Source organism: Paraglaciecola arctica BSs20135 (genome assembly GCF_000314995.1).
Taxonomy (GTDB): domain Bacteria; phylum Pseudomonadota; class Gammaproteobacteria; order Enterobacterales; family Alteromonadaceae; genus Paraglaciecola; species Paraglaciecola arctica.
Genome location: NZ_BAEO01000015.1, coordinates 62,020 through 88,788 on the forward strand (window position 1 = coordinate 62,020; position 26,769 = coordinate 88,788).

General features: G+C 40.6%; 18 protein-coding genes. 9 read left to right on the forward strand and 9 right to left on the reverse strand.

The window, feature by feature from the left end; genetic code table 11:
* Nucleotides 1–173 precede the first annotated feature (173 nt).
* Nucleotides 174–632 (forward strand): CopD family protein, encoded by a 459-nt coding sequence (locus GARC_RS06145; protein WP_007617919.1) that lies wholly within the window; start codon nt 174–176, stop codon nt 630–632.
* Between the two features lie 168 nt (nt 633–800).
* Here the strand turns inward: GARC_RS06145 and GARC_RS06150 are convergent, their stop codons facing one another.
* A complete protein-coding gene (locus GARC_RS06150) occupies nt 801–1,280 on the reverse strand; it encodes a hypothetical protein (RefSeq protein WP_007617921.1) in 480 nt (159 codons plus the stop codon).
* A 189-nt stretch (nt 1,281–1,469) separates the two neighbouring features.
* Here GARC_RS06150 and GARC_RS06155 point away from each other — a divergent pair, with 189 nt between their 5' ends.
* Both GARC_RS06155 and GARC_RS06160 read left to right on the forward strand, forming a co-directional pair.
* Nucleotides 1,470–3,023 carry an esterase-like activity of phytase family protein gene (locus GARC_RS06155; RefSeq protein WP_007617923.1) on the forward strand — a complete coding sequence of 518 codons (1,554 nt, stop codon included), beginning with the start codon at nt 1,470–1,472 and terminating at the stop codon, nt 3,021–3,023.
* Between the two features lie 523 nt (nt 3,024–3,546).
* Nucleotides 3,547–4,305, forward strand: a complete 759-nt coding sequence (locus tag GARC_RS06160; RefSeq protein ID WP_226989072.1) for a hypothetical protein — start codon at nt 3,547–3,549, stop codon at nt 4,303–4,305.
* Nucleotides 4,306–4,575: 270 nt separating this feature from the next.
* Here the strand turns inward: GARC_RS06160 and GARC_RS06165 are convergent, their stop codons facing one another.
* Both GARC_RS06165 and GARC_RS06170 read right to left on the reverse strand, forming a co-directional pair.
* Nucleotides 4,576–5,262, reverse strand: coding sequence for a LytR/AlgR family response regulator transcription factor (locus GARC_RS06165; RefSeq protein ID WP_007617926.1), 687 nt, complete (start codon nt 5,260–5,262; stop codon nt 4,576–4,578).
* Complete coding sequence (locus GARC_RS06170) at nt 5,247–6,758, reverse strand: sensor histidine kinase (RefSeq protein ID WP_007617928.1); 1,512 nt, start codon at nt 6,756–6,758, stop codon at nt 5,247–5,249. Before GARC_RS06170 ends, GARC_RS06165 begins: the two co-directional genes overlap by 16 nt.
* 222 nt (nt 6,759–6,980) lie before the next feature.
* Here GARC_RS06170 and GARC_RS06175 point away from each other — a divergent pair, with 222 nt between their 5' ends.
* Both GARC_RS06175 and GARC_RS06180 read left to right on the forward strand, forming a co-directional pair.
* Nucleotides 6,981–7,850: an ABC transporter ATP-binding protein gene (locus tag GARC_RS06175; protein WP_007617930.1), complete on the forward strand. Its 870-nt coding sequence runs from the start codon at nt 6,981–6,983 to the stop codon at nt 7,848–7,850.
* Nucleotides 7,837–11,007 (forward strand): M1 family aminopeptidase, encoded by a 3,171-nt coding sequence (locus GARC_RS06180; protein WP_007617932.1) that lies wholly within the window; start codon nt 7,837–7,839, stop codon nt 11,005–11,007. Before GARC_RS06175 ends, GARC_RS06180 begins: the two co-directional genes overlap by 14 nt.
* A 147-nt stretch (nt 11,008–11,154) precedes the next feature.
* Here GARC_RS06180 and GARC_RS06185 read toward each other — a convergent pair whose 3' ends face one another.
* The 5 genes from GARC_RS06185 to GARC_RS06200 form a co-directional block, all read right to left on the reverse strand.
* A complete protein-coding gene (locus GARC_RS06185) occupies nt 11,155–12,567 on the reverse strand; it encodes a serine hydrolase (protein ID WP_153810875.1) in 1,413 nt (470 codons plus the stop codon).
* 421 nt (nt 12,568–12,988) lie between these two features.
* Nucleotides 12,989–13,117, reverse strand: a complete 129-nt coding sequence (locus GARC_RS26245; RefSeq protein WP_081587512.1) for a type II toxin-antitoxin system ParD family antitoxin — start codon at nt 13,115–13,117, stop codon at nt 12,989–12,991.
* Between the two features lie 35 nt (nt 13,118–13,152).
* A complete protein-coding gene (locus tag GARC_RS06190) occupies nt 13,153–13,902 on the reverse strand; it encodes a DNA alkylation repair protein (protein ID WP_007617936.1) in 750 nt (249 codons plus the stop codon).
* Nucleotides 13,903–13,977: 75 nt separating this feature from the next.
* A complete protein-coding gene (locus GARC_RS06195) occupies nt 13,978–14,553 on the reverse strand; it encodes a YdeI/OmpD-associated family protein (protein WP_007617938.1) in 576 nt (191 codons plus the stop codon).
* Between the two features lie 263 nt (nt 14,554–14,816).
* Nucleotides 14,817–16,226, reverse strand: a complete 1,410-nt coding sequence (locus GARC_RS06200; RefSeq protein ID WP_007617940.1) for an FAD-binding oxidoreductase — start codon at nt 16,224–16,226, stop codon at nt 14,817–14,819.
* Nucleotides 16,227–16,655: 429 nt separating this feature from the next.
* Here GARC_RS06200 and GARC_RS06205 point away from each other — a divergent pair, with 429 nt between their 5' ends.
* The 4 genes from GARC_RS06205 (at nt 16,656) to GARC_RS06225 (ending at nt 22,307) form a co-directional block, all read left to right on the forward strand.
* A complete protein-coding gene (locus tag GARC_RS06205) occupies nt 16,656–17,621 on the forward strand; it encodes an AraC family transcriptional regulator (RefSeq protein WP_007617941.1) in 966 nt (321 codons plus the stop codon).
* 140 nt (nt 17,622–17,761) lie between these two features.
* A protein-coding gene (locus tag GARC_RS06215) for an IS3 family transposase (protein WP_085948779.1) occupies nt 17,762–18,930 on the forward strand; the annotation gives its coding sequence in 2 pieces (ribosomal slippage) (nt 17,762–18,011 and nt 18,011–18,930; 1,170 coding nt in all).
* Between the two features lie 427 nt (nt 18,931–19,357).
* Complete coding sequence (locus GARC_RS06220; protein ID WP_007617949.1) at nt 19,358–20,131, forward strand: hypothetical protein; 774 nt, start codon at nt 19,358–19,360, stop codon at nt 20,129–20,131.
* Nucleotides 20,132–20,984: 853 nt separating this feature from the next.
* Nucleotides 20,985–22,307, forward strand: coding sequence for a spinster family MFS transporter (locus GARC_RS06225; RefSeq protein WP_007617950.1), 1,323 nt, complete (start codon nt 20,985–20,987; stop codon nt 22,305–22,307).
* A 357-nt stretch (nt 22,308–22,664) separates the two neighbouring features.
* On the opposite strand, the gene GARC_RS06230 is transcribed toward GARC_RS06225, so the two are convergent.
* Nucleotides 22,665–26,486, reverse strand: coding sequence for an SIR2 family protein (locus tag GARC_RS06230; protein WP_007617951.1), 3,822 nt, complete (start codon nt 26,484–26,486; stop codon nt 22,665–22,667).
* Nucleotides 26,487–26,769 lie beyond the last annotated feature (283 nt).

The following is a 26,769-nucleotide window of genomic DNA, read 5'->3' on the forward strand; positions in this document are numbered from 1 at the left end:
ATTAACCACATAGCTCACCAATGGCACAGAGGAAAAGATAAAAATCCCCCCCTTCAATGGAGTGTCGGCTATAAATAGTTCAGGGTACTTCGACTAGAACGAGAAGATAGATTGGCTCAACTGATTAGGAATGTTAGATTCGATGAGTATTTTTAATAAATTTAAGGTTTCCTATGTTTATCGCCATTAGCCTCCATATATTAGCCGCCACAATTTGGGTTGGAGGAATGTTTTTTGCCTATTCCTTTTTAAGACCAGCCGCTGCCGATATATTAGAGCCCCCACAAAGATTAACCCTCTGGGTTAAAGTGTTCAAAAAGTTTTTTAACTGGGTCTGGCTCGCTATTATCCTATTGATTGTCAGTGGACATTTTATGATTGCTCAATTAGGAGGACTAGCCAACGTGGGTAAACACATTCACATTATGATGCTCTTGGGTTACATCATGACGGCAATATTTATGCATGTTTATTTCGCCCCTTTTAAACGCTTAAAAGCCGCCGTCGGCCTAGAAGACTGGTCAAAAGCAGCGAGCAACTTAAATGTTATTAGGAAAATGATATTGCTGAACTTAGCGCTTGGCTTATTAACAGTGTTTGTGGCATCTGCGGGGCGCTACATAATGCTATAAGGGACGTTAGAGGCAACGTTATGAACTAAGACCATTGTGGCCTTAAATTAAAATGGTTGTTTTTGTAGTCAGAAAATTACCCACCCCAAAAGTAATTCAATTTATTATTTAGAGTGCCGTTGAGTATATTCACGGCACTTTAATTAGCAGTTTATTATGATTCGTTTCTCATTTTTGTAAACCAAAGCCCCCAAGCACAAAGGCAAAAAACAAAATATGCAGCCATAGTTTAGGTCCAACTTGTGTATTTAATGCAGCCAAAGAGCCTAGATCTGGAAATTGTTGTGTGGTCACTAGTTTTACAACCCATTCATTAGCAGGAGTGGCAATAAGTGTTGTAAACCAGCCTAAGATAATTGTTTGTGCAACACTAACGACAACCGAGTGATTGAAATTAAAAATGACAGTTGCAAGCAGAGCATAAAAGATTGAAACACTAATATGTACAAACCAAGATAGAAAAAGTGCAGCTATTTCACTGTAACCTCCAAGATTAACGTAAGCAGCGGCATGTCTTGAGGTTAAAGTTGCCAAACCAAAAAGCGGTTGAACAAGAATAAAGGCAATGCTGGCAATAAGGCCAACGATACAGGCTGTGATAAAAGTATTTTTCATTAAATGTTTAACTTGATTAATTTCGATAACCATTAGATAGCTTTAAACCACTAATAATTTCAAAATAAATCCTAGTCAATAATCTGGGACGCCCTATTCGCACAATAAAAAAATCCAATACACCCTAGCTTATTACAAATTAAAACCGTCACAAATACTTAATAGAATTGTTACAAACCGCCACTAACATCTTGTAGCTTTAACGCACACAAGAAATAAAACATGTATAAAACAAGAATGATTTCGTTAAGCGTACTCGCCTTACTAACGGCTTGCTCTGGCGATGATGGCACAAATGGCGTAGACGGCAACAACGGTTTAAACAGTCTAATCAACCATGATACACTTACGTTTGGTGACAGTGATTGTTCTTTTGGCGGTATTAAAATCATATCAGGTTTAGATACTAACGAAGATGACTCTTTATCAGACAGCGAAGTTACTCACACAACCTATGATTGTGAGGCAAATACGGTGAAAGTAGCAGGTTCACGCTTACCCTATACTGTTTTACGTAGTGATATAGCAGATGGCGCCAAGCCTGGCTCTTACTTTGAAGTGCGTAACGGTGGTTACGGCTCAGACATGGTTAAACACCCAACTAATGCCAATCAATTTTATGCGTTAACTGACCGTGGGCCTAACGCAACTTATACCGGAGATCTAGGCACAGGTAAGGTATTCCCAGTTGCAGACTACACGCCTCGTATCGGCTTATTTGAAATACAAGACAACGGCGATGTGATGGTAATTGAAGAAATTTTACTAAAACGCCCTGACGGTACCTTTATTACTGGTTTACCTAATAGCACAGCTTTAGGTGGCACAGGTGAAACGCCTTATTCGGTATTAGGCGATGGCACAGTTGAAGTGCTTCGTGAAGACATGAGCCTCCCATACGATGCAACTAGCAACCCTATATTGCTTGACGACTATGGGTTAGACGGCGAAGGCTTAGTAGCCCTTTCTGACGGTACCTTCTGGGTCAGTGATGAATATGGTCCACACATGGTTCACTTTGACATAGATGGAACTGAAATTGGTCGTATTAACGCCTTTGCTGATGATACTCGGGTTACCTTTAATCTTCCCGCTGAATTTGCCAATCGTCGGGCTAATCGGGGCATGGAAGGCTTAGCAGTGACGCCGGATGAAAAAACCCTTGTTGGTATTATGCAATCTACTATGTACAACCCAAGTAGCGCTGTAAAGGCGTTAGATATAGTACGTATTGTCACTGTAGACACAGAAAGCGGTACTGTTTCCCAATACCTATATAAGCAAGAAATAGCACAGAACTCTCAGTCTGGTATTTTTGCACTAAGCGCCACTGAGTTTGTGGTTATTGAACGTGATGGCGCTTTCTTAGCGTCTAATGCTAATGCGATGAAACATTTGTATAAGATTGATATTAGCGCTGCCACCGATCTTGAGACCATCGCAGATTCTGGCGAGTGGATCCAAGATGCAACCCTTGGTTTGACGAAAGACGGTCAAACATTAGAACAAGTGGTACTTAACGAAGGTTGGACTGGTTTAACTAACATAACACCAGTAACCAAGACCTTAGTGGCTGATTTAGTGGCGGAAGTACAATATCCCCATGACAAGCTTGAAGGTATGTGGCTGATTAACGGATCAACCATTGGTGTCATAAACGACGATGATTTTTCAACTTGGGCTTCTGGTGGTGTGTTAGAACAGAAGTATCTAGATACGGGCCAAACCGTTATTGATGCGAATACCCTATACATCATTGAAGACCTAGATCTTTAATACAAAGCTCTACAACAAACTACCGCGATACATATCTGGTTCCCCAGTTATGTATCGTTTTAATGTTGACTAGGACAAAACATTTAGAGATTTTCCAGAATTTAAAAATTTAGAAAACTGCAACCACTTCACCTAATGAATAAGTATTCCAGAATATAGAGACATTTCTCAAACACACTGCCGCTGCGATGGCCAATGAGAGCATCCTTGCCACTCATCTTTCACAACTGAGTTAACACACTGAAAATAAACAGGATAATTAAAAATGTTTTCTTTATAAATGCCAAAATGCTGTGGCTATTAACCCTATAGTGTTTTACATTGGTAACACTTCTAACAAAGTGATTTAACGATTTAGAGATAAACATCCAATATTCAGATAGTTTTCTGCGAGTGAAATTTTCCACTCGAATTTAATGTAATCATTTACTTTGTCCCGGCAAAAACTAGGGCTTTTTAAGAATATTTACTAGGACGGGATCATAAATACATGAAACAAAAATTGATTACATTTAGCCATTTTTTGAGAATAACTGTAACTATTTGCGCCTTAATTTTGGCCTTCCCACTACTCGCACAGAACTCATGGAGTGTAGGTGATAGAATTTTCGGGCAAGCCGGCGATGGCAACTGGTACTCTGGCTACATAACACAAATCCATTCAAAAGGTTATAAGGTTAAGTACGATGTTAATGGAAAAACTATTGTAAATGCCAAAAAAATTGCCCCCTACACTTGGAAAGTAGGATCAAGTATTCGGTGCAAGATACAAGGTGGCGGTAATGACTATTATAGAGGTAAACTTATAAGTGCTAATCAATATAACCAGTTTGATGTTCACTTCGACCGTGGAAATATCGAACCTACTTGGTCATCTTCTTGCATTTACGACGGAACGCCATTTATACCTGCACCCAAAACGAATCGAGTGGACCAATATAGTCCACCACCACCAGGGAGCTCTAGTCGTAAATTTGGCCCCGGAGAAGCCGTGCTTGCATATCATACGGGGTATTGGTATCCGGCTAAAATTATGGCGGTTCAGATCCAAGACTACGCTATTAAATTCAGCGGAGGTCTAGAAATGAATTATGTCGAATCACACCTAAGTCCTGTCGTTTGGAGACAAGGAAGCCCAGTGGAATGTACTGGAAAGGGAAAATCAGCCAAGAGCCAGTACTATAAAGCTACAGTTGAGGCCATCAACAATAGCGAAATATGGGTGATATTTTCAAATAATGTGCGTCAGACCTTGATTCACGGTAAGTGCCGATCAAAATAGTGACGCTTGCATTTACCCATTAAGTTTTCTAATGGTGAGTAACACTGAACACAGAGTTTACATAAGCTGAAAATGGTAGTTGGCGACAATGTGAATCGAAGTGACACGCAGCAAACAGTTGCGTGTCCATTTAACGGTTTGTTAGACATTAACTAACCTTCGTCATTACAAACCAATAAAACAACAATTAAATCAATAGTTCCAAAATTCAAATAGAGCCATAATTTATCCCCCTTATTTGTGAGGATACCCCAGCCATTGAACCTAGTTTTACAATAAGCCCAACAATCTATCCTTAAAGGATTTCCCTACCTTTATTTGCCTATCCCCTGTTAGACGAATATGTTGATTATCTCTTGCAACTACCTGCTGTTTATTCACAACAAACGACTTATGAACTTGCACAAATTGTGTCTGCGGTAGTTGTTGTAAACACTGCTTTAGAGTACTGCTAACCAAAATAGCTTGCTCACCTTGCCACACCCTAACGTAGTTGCCATAGGCTTCGAGCAAGCTAATCTCGTCTACAACAAACTTGCGTTTTTCACGGCCAACTTTAAGAACGATATAATTTGGGTGGTTTGCATTACTGGGAGGCGGTGGTTCTAAACGTCGTCGTACTTTGTCTAATGCTTGCGCCAGCCGTGAGGCACTCACTGGTTTTAACAAGTAATCAGCCACATCCAGTTCAAATCCTTCAATGGCATACTCTTGATAGGCGCTGATGATGATCACTTGTGGGGTTTTGTTGAGCACTTTAAGAAGTTCAATACCGCTCAAGGCTGGCATATTAATATCCAGCACTAATAAATCAACAGAATCATTGGCTAAGTAGCTCAAGGCTTGAGTAGCATTGTAGCAGTTGCCAACAATTTTAAAGTCTGTCTGGGCTTGCAGATGGTGTTTTATAACTTCATGAGCTAGAGGTTCGTCGTCGACAATTAAGGTAGTGAACAAGGCTCTAACTCCAAACGTAACTCACTATGCCACTCTTCGTTTTGCACCTTGCCAATTAAACTGTGTTTACCAGCATACAATAAAGCTAGGCGGCGTTTAAGATTTTCTAAACCAATACCAGGTTTACCTTTGGTGTTTTTTTCTGGCAAGCTGTTTTTGCAACCCATAATCAAATGCCCGTTGCTAACTTTAATATCGATGCTGACACTACAGCTGAACTGGCTGGGTTCAACACCATGTTTAAATATATTTTCGATAATAATAATGAGTAACAACGGGGCTATTTGCCAGCTCTGCGCCTGCTCTGGATAGTGCACAGTGAGCTGAGTTTTATCACCACTGCGAATAGCCTGCAAAGCTAAGAAGTCTTGAATATACTGAATTTCTTGATCGAGGTTAACACGATTATTTTGCCCCTCGTATACGGTATACCGAAGTAAATTAGCCAGTTGCATCACTAGTGTAGGTGCATCTTTAGAGCCAGTTAGAGTGAGCGCATACAGATTATTTAAAGTATTAAATAAAAAGTGCGGATTGACTTGTTGTTGTAATAACTGCAGTTCTGTTTGGCTTTGGCGCTGGGCAATTTCTGCTAACGCTTTATCTTGTTGTTGACGTTCAAATGCCAAAATTATGGGGGCACTCACTGCCAATATAAAAAAACAAAAACGAAAATTAACCGGTGAAAATATATTGTAATCTTCAGAGGGTAAAAAAGTCCATTCGGGAATGTTCATAGGTAAAACCAATACCAATGAAGCTAAAAAGGGCGTCAATACAATAATACAAATAAAGCAGGCGGCTACATAAGCAAATACCCCACTGCGAGCCAAAATACGGCGGATCAACACATAACGATTGATCCAATACAGCAGTAAAACTAACAACCCCATCACCAAAAATTGCCATAGATAATCAACAAAAGACCCAAAATTGACTATTAGTGTATCGCTGCTAATTACGGCTTTAATGGGTTGATTACGCACCGGGTCGTCGGTAGAAGCAAAAATACCTGCCCACAATATAGCCCAGGCAATTAACAACATCAGCAGCACTGAATTTAATGAAAACAACCGGGACATAAACATCATTGCCTTTGTATTGTCCCGCTTAGCCAGTAGATGGCTCACACCAAAACCTAGGCTAGCCAACAGTATAAGCAACCAGCCTTGTACCGACAAAAGACTCCAATTTGCATACCATGACTCAAAATCGGCTAAAGCAATACTCAGCAAAGGATAGAAGACAAAGCCACTGCTCCAAATAAGCAACGACCGCCAAGCTCTAGATTTAAATGCAAAATAGTGGGCCAATAATAACGGCAGACTCTCCAACATGAGTTGCCCCGAGATCCACATAAACTGTGCGACACTTTGGCTTGAAGAGGAAAAGTGTTGGATCGACGCTTCCAATAACAACGCAGCGATCACCGCCAACTGATTCTCAGCAATGGCCCTTAGTTTATTTTTAAGCCCTGTGGATAGGCGCTTTTGCATAATAATGTCCTGATTAATCTTTTGTCATAGCCTGACCTAAGCAGCGTAGCAAGTCAGCTAATCCATGACCAAAGCTTTACTTTTACTGACAAACGACAAAAATACCCGCCATTAATGACGATCTTTACTTTCATCATCATAAGCAAGCACTTCATCATTCTAAGCTTGTTGCCTTAGTGCCTTGTTATTAGTCTAGCTGCACGTTTTTATAGGAAACAAAGCATGCTGTCTATTTCTCATTTATCCCTGACTTACGCCGATGGTACCCAAGCTCTGCGTGAAATTAACCTGCAATTACCCCAAGGCATGGTGGGTTTATTAGGTCCCAATGGTGCGGGGAAATCTAGTTTAATGCGAACATTAGCCTGCCTGCAAACACCTAATAACGGCGACATTCACTTTAACAATATTGATGTGCTCAGCAACCCCATGGCGTTACGTCAGCAATTGGGTTATTTGCCACAATACTTTGGTGTTTACCCTCATATGAGTTGTTATGCCTTGTTGCAGCATATGGCCATTTTAAAAGGCATTAACGAAAAGGCCCAACAAAAATCACAAATTGAAGCTTTGCTTGAACTCACCAACCTCAGCGCTTTTGCCAATAAGAGTGTGGCCACATTTTCTGGTGGTATGCGCCAGCGTTTTGGCATTGCCCAAGCACTGCTAGGAGATCCAAACCTGCTGATTATGGACGAACCCACAGCTGGGCTTGATCCCGCAGAGCGGGAACGATTGCACGCCTTATTGGTAAATATCAGCAAAGACAAATTGATTTTATTATCAACCCACATTGTTGAAGATATCGAAAACCTCTGCCCTTTTGTTGCGCTCATCAATGATGGGGAAATTGTCGAAAGTGGCACAGTGCAAAGTCTGCTCACTCCCCTGCAAGCTAATGTTTGGCAGAGTTCAATTCGTCCAACTGATACCCAGCACATTTTGACTGAAAGCTATCGTTTTGGTTTACCCGTATATCGTATTTTGGCTCAGCAACAACCTTGTGCAGAAGCGGTGCCAGTAGAAGCAACGCTGCAAGACCGCTACTTTTATGAATTATCACAACAAGGTATTGCTGATGTTACTCATTAATGAATGGCGTTACTTAATGCGCCAACCACTATTGTGGTTAGCCAGTATTATTTTACCTTGTATCGCCTATTTATTTGCCGTGGGAATTGGCAGCATCGACACCTTGGCAGATAAACATTTACAGGCATTGCATATGACCTTGATGATGATGTGCCTGCCGCTGCTCAGCGGAGCATTGGCGCCACTGGTATTTTTGCGTGATCAAACCAACGATATGGCCGAGCTAATATTAGTGACCCCGCAAAGTACCTTTTACCGTATATTTAACCGTCTACTAATTTTGTTTTTAGTGTGTGCAGGACTGGTTCTACTCAGTTTTTTCATTATCTGGTTACTACTAAGCCAAACCTATGGTTTTCAGTTGTCTTTACTGACATTAGCCCTGTGGGATTTTGCCCTAATGGCTTTACCTACCTGTGCCTTTTTTAGCGCCTTAGCTTGTTGCCTAGCGCAACGTTTTACGTCTTCAGTGGTGATATACGCGACTTTTTGTAGTGTTTGGCTTGTTTATATCATGCTTGCCAGTATGACCGGCTCACCTATGTTAGCCGGTAGCACCATAACTAGCCCTTGGTTATTTGAGAGCATGCGCCTGCTTGATCCCTTTGGCAATACAGCGCTGTTAGCCGTATATCAAAACTCAGAAGCAAGCCTTTATGGCGACTGGATTTTTTATCTAAACCGCCTAGCTTATTGCTTACTGGCTGCAGGGCTATTTTATACTAGCCTGAAGCTTAAGCCTTATACCGCAAAACATGTTCCAGCTCTGGCTGACTCAGATCTAAATTCACAATCCAGCAAGGCTTATCAGTTTGTTGGCGCCACACCTAGCGCTAGCAATCAGCTAGTTCATTTAACAAAGTTAGCCGTAACAAGCTTACTTAAACAGCGTTTGAGCCAATTGATACTAGTAGGCTGGAGCCTACTGATGTTGAGTGAGTTATTATCTGGCATAAACTACTCTGAGCCGTTGTCAGTTTTAAAACCCACTAGCCTTGATGCTCTCAATCGGATTTCTGATGATGTATTGCCACTATTGGGCAGTTTTTTAGTGCTATTTTGGTCGTGGCAGCTTTGTTGGCGTAATCGGCAAACAGCTATGGCCGAATTAATTGCTGCCGCGCCAGTACGCTCTAGCGTTATTCTATGCAGCCAAGTCATTGCCTTGGGTACAATGATATTACTATTAATCCTGCTTACCTCTTTAGCGGGTTTTGTTGCCGAAACCTTAGCTAACAGTGAAATACAACTGCTGCAGTATCTGTCGCAACTTGGCAAAGCGGCGTTGTCCTTGTTATTACTCGGCGCTATTTTCACTGCTTTTCACAACATTTTCCGTTCGCCTTTAGTGGCAGTTGCCTGTTGTGTGGCCATTTTAGTGATGAAGTTTACTCCAATAAGCGGTTCACTTGGGCTCACACACACTTTATGGAATATCGCGGCTTCGCCTCTGCAACCTGCAGATGCTTTTTGGGGATCAGAACAAAGCCTATCGGTATATTGGCCATTTATGACATTTTGGCTGGTGTGTACTAGCACTTTGATTTACATGGCAATCCAGTGGTCCCATCGCACTGCTAGCTTTATGAATCATCGTCGCTGGAAATTGAATATCAGTTCAAGCTTATTATTAATTATCACCCTTGGGACAGGTTGGAATTTACATTCAAACATTATTGCTGAAAGACCCTTAATGAGCTCAGATATGCGAGAACAGTGGCGCTATGATTACGAACAACAATATTCCAGTTGGGCAGCAGTAGCGCAACCGGTAATCAGCCATATTGATGCAAAAGTGGATATATTTCCACTTCTGGGCAATGCTGAATTTACTCTCATTTACACTTTAGAAAACCATACTGAACAAGCCATAGATAGTTTGCTTATTGGGCATCACTCAGCAACTCCCCTTGATGAACTAAGTTTATCGGTTACTCATACTCGCGACTATGATCAACAGTTAGGCCAATACAAAGTGACATTGATGGATGCCATCAAACCTGGTGACAATTTACAATTATCGACTCGGTTCACCTTCAAACAACCACAACATTGGCCAGCAGTGATGCATCAGTTGGTGAAACCTTCTTTTAGTTATTTACGTGGCATACCGATGTTACCCACAATAGGCTTTCAGCCACAGTATCGTTTGCGCAACGAACAACTTCGCCAAGAATATGGCTTAGCTCCGCTCAATCTAGCGAAACCCTCAACCTTGTTTGCTAAGCCTCAAACATCACAAGCAAAATACGATTGGGCAAGCATTCACTCTGTGGTTTCCACTAATGCACAACAAGTGCCCTTAGCCCAAGGCGAGCTTGTTAAACAATGGCAGCAAAACGGGCGCAACTATGCAGAGTATCAAAGCAAAGGACCGATCCGAAATGCCTCGGTGTGGTTCTCAGTGCCGAATAATTCAATTAAAGGTCAGTCGGGTTCGACCTTGTTAGAAGTGTTTAGCCCTGAAAACTCACAGGCCGCAGAACTCAATATGCAAGCCATGGAAGATACACTCAACTGGATGGCAACCCATATTGCACCTTATCGTGGCAGCAGGTTGAGTTTAATCGCTATGCCTGATATTGGTCCTACAGGTTATGCCCTACCACAAATGATCATGATCAATCAAAACGTTGGCTTTCGAGCAGAGCCTGCACCTGATGCTGGTTTTGATCAGCGTTATCGCCGCGCCGTACATGAAACAGCCCATCAATGGTTTGGCCATGATCTCGGTAATGGCGTATTAGAAGACAGCGCATTTTTAATTGAATCCTTGGCTAAATATGTTGAATTAGTGATGATTGAACAACGTTACGGTATCGATGCCATGCACGCCTTGGTTGAATACGAACGCCAACGTTACAAGGTTGCTGTTATGCGCAGCCCTGAGAAAACCCAAAGCCTAGTTGATGCCACTGAAAACTATGATTTGTATTCCCGTGCAACCTTAGTTTTTGCCATTTTTCGCCGGGAACTAGGTGATGAGCTAATAACCCAAGCATTACAGCGTTTATGGCAACAACACGCCTACCCTCTCACACCCGCCACCTCAATGGATTTTGTACGTGCATTAAAGGCACAGCTTAATGCAGAGCAGCAAGTTTTAGTTGATTCTTTGTTGTTAGGAACAGACAACAAAGCGCTGTTAGCTCAATAGGCTAAGTGGTTACAAATTGGGGCAAAGATCACTCATAACAAAAATATCTTTAACGTTGTGAAGCCAAACTGAGTGTTTTGTTATAAAGACGTATATAAAACAGCTTATTAAGGAACCCATCGAAACAATAGACAGAAAACAACCGCATTATTCAGATTGCGCTTTGATTTTTTGCAGTTGATTTTTGGCATTGTTATTATCTGGTTGCAACGACAGTACCTTGTTATACAGCTCGATTGCTTTTGTGCCATCACCGAGTAACCAATAGGCTTCGGCCAGACTGTCATAAGTATTGGCACTGGCAGGAAAGAACTGAGTATTGAGAGTAAAAACTTGCACTGCTGAGGCAATTTTTTTTTGTCCGAGCAATTGATATCCCCAAGTATTCAAATCGGCCTCAACCAAGGTAATATCACCTTGGTTTTGCATTTTATGTGCGATTTTGGAAATACTCCCATAACCTTGTTTTTGTATATGCGTCCACAATGGTTTAATAGATACAGGTAAACCAAAACCATTTTCAGCTTTCATGTCGGCGATATAAAACCCAGCAATTTCATCAATAAAAGTTGATGGCAAGGAACCAGATAAATTAGTTAGCACCACAATCGATAAATTATCTTGAGGGTATATAACTAAAGCCGCACGATTAGCACCAAGTGATGCCACAGCAGGATGTTCTGCACGACTTATTACAGGCCAACCTAAAGCATAACCATTGACTAGCCTATTAAACCCAGCAGTTTTTCCATCAGCTAATATATTGGGTTGCCATAATTGTTTGAGGCTATCGGTTTTATCAAAGAGTTTATTCGTTTGAAGTGCAATAGCCCATTGGGCTAACTCTTTCGCACTACTTGTCATTCCAGCCGCGGTGCGCAAAGGTGGTGCAAATTCAGCGCTTAAATTGGTCAAATTTCCGGTTTTCACATAAGTGTAAGCAAGCGCTTGATTAGGAATGACTGTTTCGAAATGAGCAAAACCAGCGTCGCCTGTTTTTATCATTCCAACCTTATTTAATTGATGTTTAGTGATAAATTTGTCGAAAGACATACCGCTAACTTTATCAATAATTTTACCCAGTAAAACGTAACCAGTTTGATTATATTTGAAATCCGTATCTGCTTTAAATTCCATTGGTTTTTGCTTGGCCAATTCCCATGCAGTATCAAAATCCTGACTACCTATTAACCCAGCCCAGTTGCCTAGAATAGATGGCAAACCGGATGTATGCCCCATTAGTTGCCTGATGGTTAAATTACGCCACGCTTCTGGTAATTCTGTAAGGTATTCAGATATGCCTACATCAAGGCTTAACTTTCCCTGCTCTACCAGTTGCATGATTGCAACACCGGTAAACCCTTTAGTCATTGAGTTGATCGTAAATACAGTTTTGTTACTAACAGGGATAGCGTCTTGAAGATTAGCTAAACCATAGTTTGTATTTTTTACAATTTTATTGTTTTTAACGATAGCTAACTGTAAGCCGGGGATCCTTCTGTCATCCATCTGTTGCTTAATATATTCATCTATTTCATCTGATTGCACTAGACCGCTCATAAAGCTCGTCGTTAATGCTAATAAACATATATAAAGCGTTCGATTCATATTTTTAGAAATAGGGATAATGTTCAAAAGAAGATCCTTGATTAGGTAATTAGTATCAGTTAAGCGATTACTTGAATTCAGGTAAATAAACTGGATGGAATAAAATAAGACGCACAAATTTGAATAAAGGTTTAAATTCGCGATCGAATTTAATTTAATAAATTGCTGTAGCATTATTTTAATGCTTTTTTGATTAGGATCCTTTCTACCCAGTGACTATTATGAAGCAATAAAAATGGAATAACGATTTTAAATATCTGGGAAATAAAGCAGGCTAATGGAGCCCTGTAAGGGATTAAAGTCGAACGATTAAGACAATCTAATTAGTCCCCTTATATAAACACCTCCACAATCGAAGATCAGCACGCACAGCTTAGTTTGTAGAGCCATAGCAACCGTCATTCATTTTACTCTCGATAAAACCATTAAAATGTTTGCCGATAGTTACGCTTGTGTTTCTAGCCGTACTGCTCTCCTTCCAAAAAATAAGTGTAATTTCTATTAAACGGTTCTTCCCTAATCAATAATGGAAGCCGTTCACTTACCTAAAGATAATATGTCTTTCCTAGTGTTTGCATCCATTTTTTCAATCGCATACCTAATGGTTGAGCGAGTCATTTTTTGCAAATTTAATTCTATATACCTAATCACATCATCCTGATGCTGCACAGAGGTTGCTTTCAATAACCAGCCAATACTTTTTTGAACAAATTCATCTTGGTCGTTGATGAGTAAGTCACATTGCTTAAAGACCAATTGCTTATTCAGGTAATAGATAGATTTACCTATTTTTCGTTTAACAAATTTCACCCAAACTACATTACTCGCCCGCCGACACCATGGCACTGTCGAATATGCCCAATGATGAGTCTTTTCAATTAAATGAGGCCGAGCAAGTAAAAACTGATAAATGGTTTTTATACATAAATCATCAACATGAGACCAATTAGTGGCGTAATGCTCTAACCAATACTCAAAACGTAATAATAAATTGTCATCATAATGTGACTTTACAAATTTATTAATCAAACCAAAAGCAACTAACACCTCCTCGCTATATTCAGCATTTAGAAGAATGTATTCAGTAATAGCCAGCATCTCTATTGCGGTAATATCAGCATTCTCAGCCTGAAAACGACTGATGATCAACTTAATATCAGCAGCTGTCGCACCAATACAATGGATCCCATGGGGAAAGTAACGACGACTCGACTCTGTCTTTTGCGTAGTACTCACGCGTTCTAAATCAGCTTTAATTCGTTCCCAATGGGTTTTACATGTATTCATAAGGTAATTTGGTCATCGATGTGGATTGAAAGCAGTTAACATCTTTGTATTAGGCATTTTTTGTCTTATTAAAACCTAAATAGGCTTTACTTCGTGGACAAGCATATCCATGAACTTATCGAATCGTCGCTGTCTGGTTTTGGGCTTCTTTGCACTCATCAATCCATTCGCAATTACATAACGATTCGATTTATTGAGTGCTTCAAAAAACTGTTTCGCCTTTGGGTTGATATCAAGTGCCAATAAGAAATCTGCAGGCACCTTCATTTCACTTGCCGCATAGGCATTCTCCCATCGGCCGTCCGCTTTGGCGCTGCGGATATGCGCTAACCCAGGCTCCATCATACGGTTCTCGCTTATTAAACGCTCAGCATGTTCTCTATTCCTTTTTGACCAGTTACTTCGCGTTTTCCTAGGTGTAATTCTCTGGATATAAGCTTGGTCGTCGACTGATTTTTTGATGCCGTCGATCCATCCCCAGCACAAAGCCTCAATTACGATATCGTCCCAAGTCACACTTGGAATACCGGTTTTTTTCTTGAACAACTTTACCCACAGCTCACTTTCTGTAACGTGATTCACCTTGAGCCACCGCCCGAGATTTTTCGGTGTTGTAAAGGTCATGATTTTAGCTGGATCGGGTTCAGGCATGTAACTAGGTTCTCTTCGACATAAGGCATTAGTAAGCTGAAAATGCTGGTTGGCTAATCGACTCCCATCATAGTAACAATTTGCAAAACGACATCCAAACGTTCAAAGTAAAAGGTACTGAAATACTGCAAACAAAGCACGCCTTAAAACTTATAAATAAAACCGTGCCGTATCTATTGCTCAAAAGAACCTATACAAATACAAAGGCGAAGCCTTTTAATCAATAGCTTAGGCTTCGCTAACCGGCAGTGATAGTTTTGCGCTTAAGGCGCTATATTTTGGTTGGTTCTGAATAGGTTATTAGGATCGAATTGTTGTTTGATGCTTTTGAGTCGAGCATAGTTAGAGCCATAAGCTTCTCCTATACTATTTTCATCACCTTCTGGGATAAAATTCACGTAAATACTGCCCATTGAGTGCGGGGTTAAATTAGTATGTAGTTTTCGAGCCCAATTTCGACAGATTTCGTCGTCATCTGGAGATTGCCAGCGGGTGTGCACATTCATAGTAAAGTGAGCATCACGATTTAACCAAGGCGTTTCATGAGTGGCTACTTTTGTCATTACACCGCCCACATGGGCAACAAAAATTTCACACTCGTCGCTGGGTAGAGTTTGTATAGCTTTTTCGATTTCTGTGGTGGTTTCAGCACTAATTTGCGTCAAATCAAGACTTTTCCAATAATTCCTAGCACCTTCGGTTAATAAAGGATCAAATGCAGACTGCCAATCAACAAAGGGCATTGGCCCCACTACGTCGACTATTGGTTGTCCTATCTGTCTAAGCTCTTGTGTTACCTTTTGACCTTCGTCAATGTTACCGACATAACACATGGCCAGTACCAGCACTTCTTGACCGTGCCATTGTTCAGGTAAAAATGGCAGGGGTGGCGCTTTGCGCATTACCACCCAACAACTAAGTTCTTCGGGTGCGTTATCTATTGCGACTTGATATTTTTCCATGACGTTTTTCATATCATTAAAGGGATGCACTACCATGCCAGCTAATACTTCGGGCCCTGCTTGATGTAAAGTAAATTCAAACTCGGTAACTACGCCAAAATTACCACCTCCTCCACATATTGCCCAGAATAAATCTGGATGTTGTATGGCGTTAACCTCCAGTAATTCGCCTGTTGCGATAATAAGCTTAGCTGAGCGTAGACTATCAATAGTTAAACCAAATTTACGGGTTGTCCAGCCAAAACCACCGCCCAACGTTAGGCCTGCAATACCTGTGGTTGAATTAATCCCCGTTGGCACAACCAAACCATGTTCTTGAGTGGCCTTATCTACGTCTGCTAAGGTGGCACCTGGTCCGACTTTAACTGTTTTCTGTTGCTCATTAACCTTAACTGTTTTCATGAAATGAAAATCGATAACCAATCCCCCATCGACTAAAGCCTTGCCTGCAATGTTATGACCGCCGGATTTAACAGCTAATAAGATCCCATGAAAGCGCGCAAAGTTAACGGCCTTAATAACGTCTTGATCATCTTTAACTCTAATAATCAAACTGGGATATTTATTTATCATGCCATTCCATAGGCTACGGGCTTCATTGTAATTATCTGTGTCAGGTTCAATGATTTCCCCAGAAAGTGAGGTGGTAATCTCGCTTTTCTTTATTTCTACAGCTGTACCATCCATTTTTTGAAAACGTATTGTATTCATGAATTCTTGCTCCTATTGATAAGTACTTAACTTCATTGTTTTTACTGAATAAGAAAAATAAACCAGCCACAGAAATTATAGAACCACGTCTATGGTTTCCGCCCCCCAATAACGCGAATCGTTTTTTTGCAATCAGATATACAACAATTATTGAAGCAACATACTCTATGACTTTGGCTAACCAACATTTTGACTGTAAGTACTCAGTAAATGGCAGAGCAATCGACAAAATGTATGAGTTATTGTGTGTTACAAACACTGTTTTGTTTAGAGCCAAGCGTCTATATTTGATGTCCAATCGTCTATTTTTTAGGCATAATAATTAAGTTATGTTAGTTTTATCTTTCACAAAGACCTAAAAAATAAACTAACGCGGGTTCGAATCAGCGTAACTTGTCTTTTATTTCAGTAATAAAAAGGAGACATGATATGGATATATTGTCAGAAGTACTCGACACCATACATATAAAAGGTGCGCTGTATTTTGAGGTCGAGGCAGCTCAACCATGGGTATTGGTCAATCCCCCAATGAATTTAATTGGTTCGTTTATGTTGCCCGAACTTGAGCACGTTATTCCTTTTCATATCATGTTAGAAGGTCAAGGTTGGGCTAAATCTGATGATAACCTGTTAGCGCCGTTAAAACTTGAATCTGGCGATGTGGTGATGTTCCCTATGGGCTCCAGTCATTCATTAACATCAGACATCAACAATTGGCAAGGCACAGCAGCCGATGCCAGTTTCTATCAACAAACAGCAGCAAAAAGACAACCTTTCACTGCGGTAAAGCTAGGTCAAGATGGTGAGCGTGCAAAACTTGTTTGTGGATATATTGGCTTTAATGCCAAGCCCTTGAATCCAATGTTAAGGACTCTGCCAAAAATATTGGTGGTTAAAGAGCATGTAAGTAATGAGGGATTAATGAAGCAGTTGTTGCTGTCTACTTTGAATGAAATGGGCAAATCCAATGAAGGAGCTAGAAATATAGTAACAAAATTAACCGAGTTGATTTTCACACAAGCCTTAAGACAACATATAGAAAACCATACAAATGTTGATGATCACAGTTGGCTTACCGCAGTACAAGATGAACACATAGGCAAAGCCTTGAAGTTGATCCATCAAGATCCTTTTACAAAATGGAGCCTAGCATTGTTGGCAAATGAATGTGGCATGTCACGTTCTTCGTTAGCTGAGCGATTTAACCATTATGTTGGACAACCCCCTATGAAATATATTAATTGCTGGAAGATGCAATTAGCGTCGAAGTTATTATCTGATGGAATGAGCATTGTGCGTGTTGCTGAACATATTGGTTACAGCTCTGAGTCAGCTTTTCAAAAGGCTTTTAAACGTTATGTCGGACAAACAGCTGGCGAATGGCGCGCAACATAAAATCACACAAAGTTACCGAACCGGCCATCTAAATTATTTTACAGGTTAAAACGTTCTACCTGCGATTGTAAAATAATGACGTGGTTGAATAGATACGACCACCCCAGTTAAGACATAATAGCCTTAACTGGAGATTTATAATGACAACACGTAAGACATATTCAAAAGAATTCAAACTGGATGCTATTGCCTTAGTGGTAGAGCAAAAATACAGTAAAGCCGAGGCAGCTAGGAATTTAGGCCTCAGTCCTCAGATACTCGGTCGTTGGCTCAAAGAGGCCGAAGATGATGATGGTCATGCTTTTCGTGGTAATGGCACGCTAACACCCGAGCAAGCCGAAATCCGCCGTTTGAAGGAGCAAGTTAAGCGTCTTGAAATGGAGCGTGAGATATTAAAAAAAGCGACGGTCTTCTTTGCCAAAGAAAGGAAGTGAAATATTCGTTTATTACCCGATATAAGAAGACCTGGCCTGTGCGACTAATGTGCAGATTACTGGGTGTACAAAGCCACAATTATTATAGTTACCAGAAGCGTCAAACGGATAAACCTGATGACCTAACGCATCAAGAGATGTTGGAGTGGGTAAAGGATATCGCCAAGTTCAGCGACAACACCTATGGCGAACGACGTATTCAAAAGGTATTGAATACGCTGAGTTTTCCAGTGAGTCGCAGGAAAACAGCGCAATTGATGAAAGAAGCTGGCGTGTGGGTACGGTACAAAAAGAAATATAAAGCCACCACCAACAGCGACCATAAAAAGCCTATTTACGCCAATGAGCTTAAACAAGACTTTGTCGTACAAAAGCCTGACCAAGCTTATGTGCAGGATATCACCTACGTTTGGACATCAGAAGGTTGGTTGTATTTAGCGGTGGTGATTGATTTATATTCACGCAAAGTGGTGGGTTGGAGTATGAGTTCAAGAATGAAGGCCAGCTTAGTGTGTGATGCATTAACAATGGCGATATGGCAACGACAACCAAAAACAGGATTGATTGTGCACTCAGACCAAGGCGTACAGTACGCCAGTAACGCTGATCGTCGCCTTATCAAGACACATGGTTTTGTAGGCAGCATGAGTAAAAAAGGGTGTTGTTGGGATAATGCTGTAGCAGAAAGTTTCTTCGGGAGCCTAAAGCAAGAGCGAGTACATTGGCGCAATTACCCGACACGATTTAGCGCCCAACAAGATATCTTGAATTACATAACCATGTGGTACAACAGCCATAGACTTCATTCGTATTTGGATTACCAAAGCCCTAATGACTTTGAAAGACAAAACAATGAATTACAAAAAGTAGCTTAACTGGGGTGGTCGTTTTAGGTTGACCACGTCATAATAAGCCAACCTAGACAACCAAAGTAATAAAGTCCCAAGTTCACAGTGAAAGCCACTGAAATACTGCAATTAAACACAGATCTTATTTAAATTTTTAAGTAAATGTCCCTCCCATTTAGCATTTCATTACTAAGGCGTATTTGTAATTACTTTTGTAATTCATTAATTCACTGGTGATATCGTAAATGAGGTTTTTGTAATCCAATGATGCAAATCAAAAATTGTTGTCTATAGTTTGACCTACAATTAAGGAATAATTCAAAAGAGTTTTTATAAAAATTAGTATTCTATTTTTGTAAAACACAAAAATTATCTGCTCAATAAGCTGCTGAGCACAGCCGCAACCACAAGTGCATCTCTTGAATTAATTTACTATTCGAAATAAGGAAATACTATGTACTCTCTTCTCGTAACCTCTGCTCTAAAATCTCACCCGACATACAAAAGAATATCTCAACGTTTACACAATTGTAGTATCAAACTCGATGATTATATTGGAAGTGACTTAAATGTTTATGAAAGTACACTAGATGGAATTACATTCAAACTCAAAAGCCCCAAGTCAAATGTCATGGATTTTGAAAAGTCACTTACTCTGGCAAGAAAATATAGAAATCCAGCATTTAGATCTAAAAAATTGAATGATGAACATTGGCCATTCATGATGTCGTTAGCGGCAACCAATGGTCTAGGTTTTCGGGAAATTCAATATCCGTTTTTGAGTGATAATGATTTAACAGCGAAAGCCATGAATAATGGCAAAACGCTAAACATAGCCAAGCTTGATCACTCATTTGGAGCCCAATTTGGTGACACCATAATCAGTATGAATAGCCACTCACTTCATTGTGCAATTGATTATAGTGGTGAACATTGTGGCATTCATATAGACGAGACAGGGTTTGTCATTGGCGGGTTTAATGGAGATGTAGTACTCAATCCAGAATTAATTCGTCATACACTTATAGAACTACTATGGAAAGACAAACTTAAAGTACCAAAAGGGATTGAACTAGTCACACCATCAGCTTCAAATTATTACGATAGATTTGGTTTGCGAGCAGACTTTTCTATTTTGAACAAAAGTACCATTAGTGCAGAACAAAGTTGTAGTGTTCATTCTGGGCTTGGATGCGCTGTCACAATGTCAATAAGTGGAATGTTCTGAGAATATTTCAGTTTCAGATCCAAAGACGACATTTTATCGGACCTGATCCCGCAGGTCTATTTAACAGCTTGTTATAGGGTTATTCACTTCTGTTTATCTTTACAGTTCTTATGACGATTATACAAAACGAAGCTGATTGAAATAATGGCAAACCCAATACTTGCAAATACTGAGGTAAAGTTACTATTTTCGGTTGAGTAGAACGCTCCGGCTGTTATTAAAAAGAAAACACCAGATAAGAAATATACATAAATAAATTTTACATTTGTCATGATTAACTCCCCTTATTAAAACAAATCTAATTTAAAGGCGACCAAATATCAATCACACTCAAAATTAATGTACCTTATAGACTTAATGACTCCCCACGAACCACCTTTAAAGGGAGAGCTTACCTAGACACCCAAAGTAATTAAGTACCCAATCACAATTTTGCTACTTTTTAAAGACTCGCCGTAAAGCCCTGATTTAGATTGGTTTTATTCAACCTAAAACAGGCCTCCGGCACAGATCCGTATGGGCGCTACTAACGCATACGGCTCCTACATTGATTCAAAGGTGAAAGTGTTGAATAAATACGCTGACGTGCTCTTCCCTACCTTCCCTAACATTTCCAGCTTACCTTACCAAGTTGAGGACTTGCACCTCCGATCTTCTACCGATTTATCTCGGCGCACTGGGTGTCTCTATAATTCTTCTCTCTAATTCGCTCTAATTTTTCGTTCTAATGAAGATCCGTTTTATGGTTGAAGCTGTCCTATTAGTCAGCGACTTGGATTGGAATAGTCGCTACACTGAGTTGCGGCTTCCAATTTGCCTAGAAAAAGAAAAATAAATAATGGAGTGACGATGCATGAGTGAAGTGAATTCTCAGAAGAGCAATAAAAAGCGAACTTTGGTTCTAATGCTGTTGACCCTAGTCTACGGATTTAATTTTGTCGATCGACAGATTGTCGGCATTCTGGCGCCCTACATACAAGCTGATTTGGACATCACCAACACCCAACTTGGTCTGCTCATCGGCTTAGCATTTGCTATCCTCTACACTCTTGTCGCCATTCCCATTGCCTGGTTGGCTGACCGTTATAGCCGTGTAAATATATTGTCTATATCCCTAGCGGTGTGGAGCGGTTTCACAGCGTTGACAGGCATGGCTACAAATTTCACACAAATAGCACTGGCTCGCGCCGGTGTTGGCATAGGCGAAGCCGGTGGCAGCCCTCCCTCCCATTCCATTATTTCTGACCTATACGCCAAGGAAGAGCGCGCGGGTGCGCTGGGTGTCTACTCTATGGGCATTCCCTTTGGCATTATGTTTGCCTACTTTGCAACGGCAATGCTGATGGGTGAGACTAATCAGGACGTTAATTGGCGGCGTATATTTATTATTCTGGGCTTGGCGGGTATCGCTCTTGCGGTGATCTTACGATTGGTATTGAGAGAACCCAAACGTGGTGCGATGGAGGTTGCTAAAGATCAGAAAATTGAACAACCCCCATTTTTAGAATCATTAAAAACACTGCTGACTATCCCTTCATGGTGGTTTATGTGTATTGGCATCGCCATGGGATCTTTTGTTTCCTATTCATTCAGCGCATTCCAAACAAAATATATCGGCGCATTTGATCCTGAATTTAACTTTAGAACTCTGGTGATTGTTCTCGGTATCATCAATGGTGTGGCATACGCTGGCGGTACATATATGGGGGCTAAAATTGCGGACAAGTGGGGCAAGAAAGATATTCGTGCTTATGGTTGGCTCCCCGCGATCGCGATAGCCTGTGCAACTCCATTTGCCATTGCAGGATTCTGGGTACCTACAGTCTGGTTACACTTGGTTTGCTCTACCTTCCTACTGCTTTTTCTAGGTGCTTATCTGGGCCCTTGCTTTGCGGTTGCTCAAACATTGGCGCCAATTAATATGCGCGCCATGTCTACCGCATTGTTCTTCTTTATCTTAAATATGGTCGCTCTCGGTGGCGGACCTTCAACCACCGGTTGGCTGATCGATTGGTTTGCTAGCAGTAATAATGAACTTGAGGCCACACGTTATGCGTTGACGACCATCAGTATTGCTTTCGGTCTTTCTATCTTGAGTTTCATGTTGGTCTCAAAATATATTAGTAAGGATTGGCGCTTAGCAGAGGAGCGCATTGTTAGGGCGACTAAAGACTGATCAACTTATTGAGACACCCATTATAACAATAGGCTTACAGCCCCAAGTTAAAGGTAAAAGCCACTGGAATACTACAAATAAACAAAGAACTCATTTAATTTTAAGTTGTAGCCTTCATTCTGGGCTTGGATGTGCTGTCACAATGCCACTAAGTGGAATGTTCTGAGAATAAAACAACTTCAGGTCCAAAGACGATATTTCATCGGCTTTGCCCCCGCAGATCCAAAAAAGAGTGAAAATTCAAAAGTATCATTAGACAAGTGACTTGACCCCTTTACTGAACCCAAAAGTATCATTAGACAAGTGACTTGACCCCTTTACGAACCGGCAGGTCTATAATCTTTTTTCAAAATCTGGCTATCTTGAATTCCATTTCCTTCTAATTTCAATCATTCGTTCATCATACTTAAGATCCGGATCAACTTCCTCGATGGAATCCAAAACCTCGCCTATTTGATAAGGCCAGCCATTAATATCATCTGACAAAATTTTGAAAATAATTGTTAAAACCAATTCAGGGTTACTTTTTATTATCTGATCTTTTTCTGTCCTCATGATTGGCATTGTCATGCTTCTAGAATTTAACTTAATCAGATGCGGTAGGACTGAACGAGCTGTCTTTTCAAACATGTCCTTGCTACTAAAAGCTAATTCACATAAACGCATAGTCGTTGCTGGCGACTTAACGGTAATTTGTTTTGGCCATACATCAGTCAATAGTTTTATCAATTGATCTTTCCATCCTTTATTACCGCCACTTTGGGTAATCCAGATCCTAATTTGCCAAAGCACATGGGATCTATAATCGTCATCACATTTAACTAGAAACTCTCGAAACTCATCGTTTGAAATGTATGGTTGTTCGGTAGTTTCATCGATACTTCCCCAACCTGATAAAAGAATCCCAGCAAGGACCTTAGAATATCCTTCATTGGAGAATTCGATACCTTGAACGTATTCTAACAATGACTCTCTAAGCTCACGATATAGTTCTGGGCTTGGGACTTTTGCACCCCAAAAAAAACCAGACCAAAAAGCTCGACGAATTTCTGAGTCTGCACTTTCTCGGACAGAAAGTAGGTTAGCTCTGGTCCATTTTGCATCTCGCTCGTAAAACCATCCTAGGTTGTGGTTACATATAACTAGTGCATATCTAGAAATATCGTCGCCCAACTGCAATGTATTGCTTACCCTAGTTAACCAATCAACAGGCGCTTCTCTCTTATTAGTATCCAACCTTAGATCATGGAACAACGACTGTAATAAAGGTGAAACTGGTGAGTTGATAGCTACCGAAACCCAATCAATTTTCTTCTTGCTAGAACGAATACCTGACTGAAAGAGTTGTGGATTTTTCTTCCCTATATCCAACAACTTATCAAATAAATTGTAAAATGAAGTTTGATTGTGGTTTATGAGCTTTTTACCTGTAGAATTTAACCACGAAGTAGCTTCACTAATTAACAAATCAAATGCTTCATCCGGATACCTGCATAGACGTTCTGCGATTAACATCATAAACAGCGGTTTATCTTCCTCTCGCTTCTTTGCATTTAGGAATAGACGCCAAGCCCAATCAGGATACTCTTGATTCTGGGCTGCTAAATTTAGACTCGAAAATGCTTTTACTGGGAATGCGTCTACAAACCCCTGAAATGGCTCAGCCTCAACCAAGAAATCTTCCGTTCTCCCTCTCAAAGTCCCAGCTTTTGCCAAAATTTCCCTTAAAGGCAAGTTTTCTAATGCAGAGTAATTTGTCTCGGTTCTTACGAATCCGCCTCTTCTACTTACAGCATTTGCTTCACTATCAGCACTTTTAACATTCCATTGCGGAACCAGCTTCTTAAGTTCTTTTGTTATTGCATCTAAATTACAGTTAAGAACACAACCATTATTGCTTAGCCAATGAAGCCTATCTAATACCGACCAAGCTCGACGGCTTTGAAATTTCTCGTCATCTTCTTGGTCCCATTTATATGGGCCTTGGACAATTCGCTCCTCAATCTTCGACTGTCCTGCAACAGTCATCTCTGACCATCTAGTCTGAAGAGTTAGCAAACTATCTCGGGTGAAACTGCTAGACCAAAAAAGATCCTGATTTAACTCTTGACCGAATAAAACCTCCACTAGTTCAAACGGTGCAATTTCCGGATTACGAGATGCCCAAACTTGCAGAAGTAAAAAATGCTTTGAATAATTATTCCGCCAAGAGTCATATTCTTTTCTAGCTAAGGCAATATCATTTTGAACTAAAGCTTCAAATGTTCTAGCGATTCGCAACAATAGGATAGATACACTGTTATTACCTAAGTAGTCGTCTTCATCCTCTTCAGGAGTTAGTGAAGTGCAATCGGATATAGAGAATGGTTCTATATCCGATTCGAATTGAACAACTGTTTGGAGGTGATGACGAAATCCTTGAAGAACATCAGGTAACCATTCTTCTGGCAAGTCAATCTTATCTGTTGGGTTAGGATAATGAACGATTGGGCGAATGATTGATTTGATATTTAAATCATGTGAATTACTCAAGATCGGCGCAAATCCATAGGAGCGATCTATTGCCAAACGTGGACGTAAACATTCCAAATAATCTCTGACCGCCCCCCAGCCCCACTCTTCTTTAGCAACTCTGCTCTGCAACTGATACCAGTCTGAATCGTTAGGTTCTATTCTTTCTTTACTAGCTTCTAACCAATAACGCCAAGCTTTAGCTACTTCAGGACTATTAGCTAAGTCCTGATTATCCAAATACCACTCAATCTGACCGGTGATAAAGGGATGTAAATCAACCTGACGATGAATCCACCATAAAGTGACAGGATCAGCAGCCACCTTGCTAATCCATATACCAATATTGCGTAAGCGTGAACAAAGCTCTGGAACATTAGAAGAGTTATGGCCTCGTAGATATGAAAGTTGACTATCCTGTCTATCCGTTTTATCTACGTGAGTAAGATCAAACGCATCCCACACATCAGATGGTAGTTCTCGCTTAGAATAATAATCATCTGAGGCTGTTTTCTCTGGCACAGGGTCTGAATCAAGCCCATAAAGTTCAAATGGATCAACAACCTGGCCTGAATCCCACTTAGGTACGGTTCGACTAGGCTTTTCATACCGACAATACTTGTCAAAAGCTAATAGCCATTCAGCCGGAGGAGGCTTCTTTGTCTCTGCAAACCGTTTTGCTCCTTCAGTAGATGAAATGACATGAGCTACTAAACCTCTCTCAATAGCAGTGAGTTCACGAGGCCCTTTTGCAGCCATTTCCATAATATGGTTGTACCACTTCTCAGTATTCTTGGCTCTCTCCGCCCACTTCTCTAAGGAACTCCATAGAGCTTCATGATCATCAGCAGGATCATAAGCAACAGCCTCAACACCTTTGTGTTGCCACTTTGCCCTTGCTTCTTCATGGGAACCAAACTGAAATGCATATATACGCTCTAAGTTTTCTCGACCTTTACTGAGCGCTTCTAACAAATAATGAACTGGCGGGTCGTCAGCACCATAACCCACAAAAACAACGATGTATTTACCTAGAATCTCTTTAAAAAAGTCCGTCGCCCAAGCTTCGGCTAGATATGCTCTACCAAACTCAGCACTGGATAAAATAAAACCATCTTCTTCTGCGGAAGAATAGTCTTCCGATACTCGACCGTGTAAATATACAATCCCGTTCAAATCTTTTGGCCGTAACAAACTAGGTAGGGTTGGAGGCTGCCAACTAACCAAATTTGCATCACAATCGTTAAATAAACGATCAAAGTTTGTTGTAACCAAACGAACTAACCCCGTGGGCGTTGTCGCCAAATCAATCATTATTTGATGTGCCGACAAATCTGGGTTATCAGATTTAAGGGCTGCAGCCACTGCATTCTCAATATCCGTACGATAGAATTCTCTTTCTAACAATCCAAATAGCCGGTCAGCTGAAATCAAGCCGGGGACATTTGTTTTCTCTTGAACCTCCCAAGCCTGTTCCAAAACCTTGTGCACGGGACTGTCTGAAGTAACACCTAGCGATTTGATAACTTTTTCAGCTAAACCAAAGAAATCAGGTAATCCCGCTTTTGCTAGAGACACACCTGCACCACAGAAGAAGACAACACGTCCTTGGTCTCTTGCTAAGAGTAATTCTTCTGGTATTGATGGTCCGTTATCTATAAATCTCATTTAATCTGCCGTGAATTATTAAAGCTATTGAGACACTCACTGTAACAAAACAGTAAACAACTATGAAATCATTGAATTAAGGAGTCACTTAATGAGACACCCATTGTAAGAAAGAAAAGGGGTCAAGAAAGAAAAGGGGTCAAGTTGCTTGCTTCACAATACTCTTAATCAATCCCTTAACTCGCTATCTTCTCTCGCGTATTCACGGACTTGGAGAATGCAAAAGAGAGTGAAGAACTAAAAGTATCATTAGACAAGAGAAAGAAAAGGGGTCAAGTTGCTT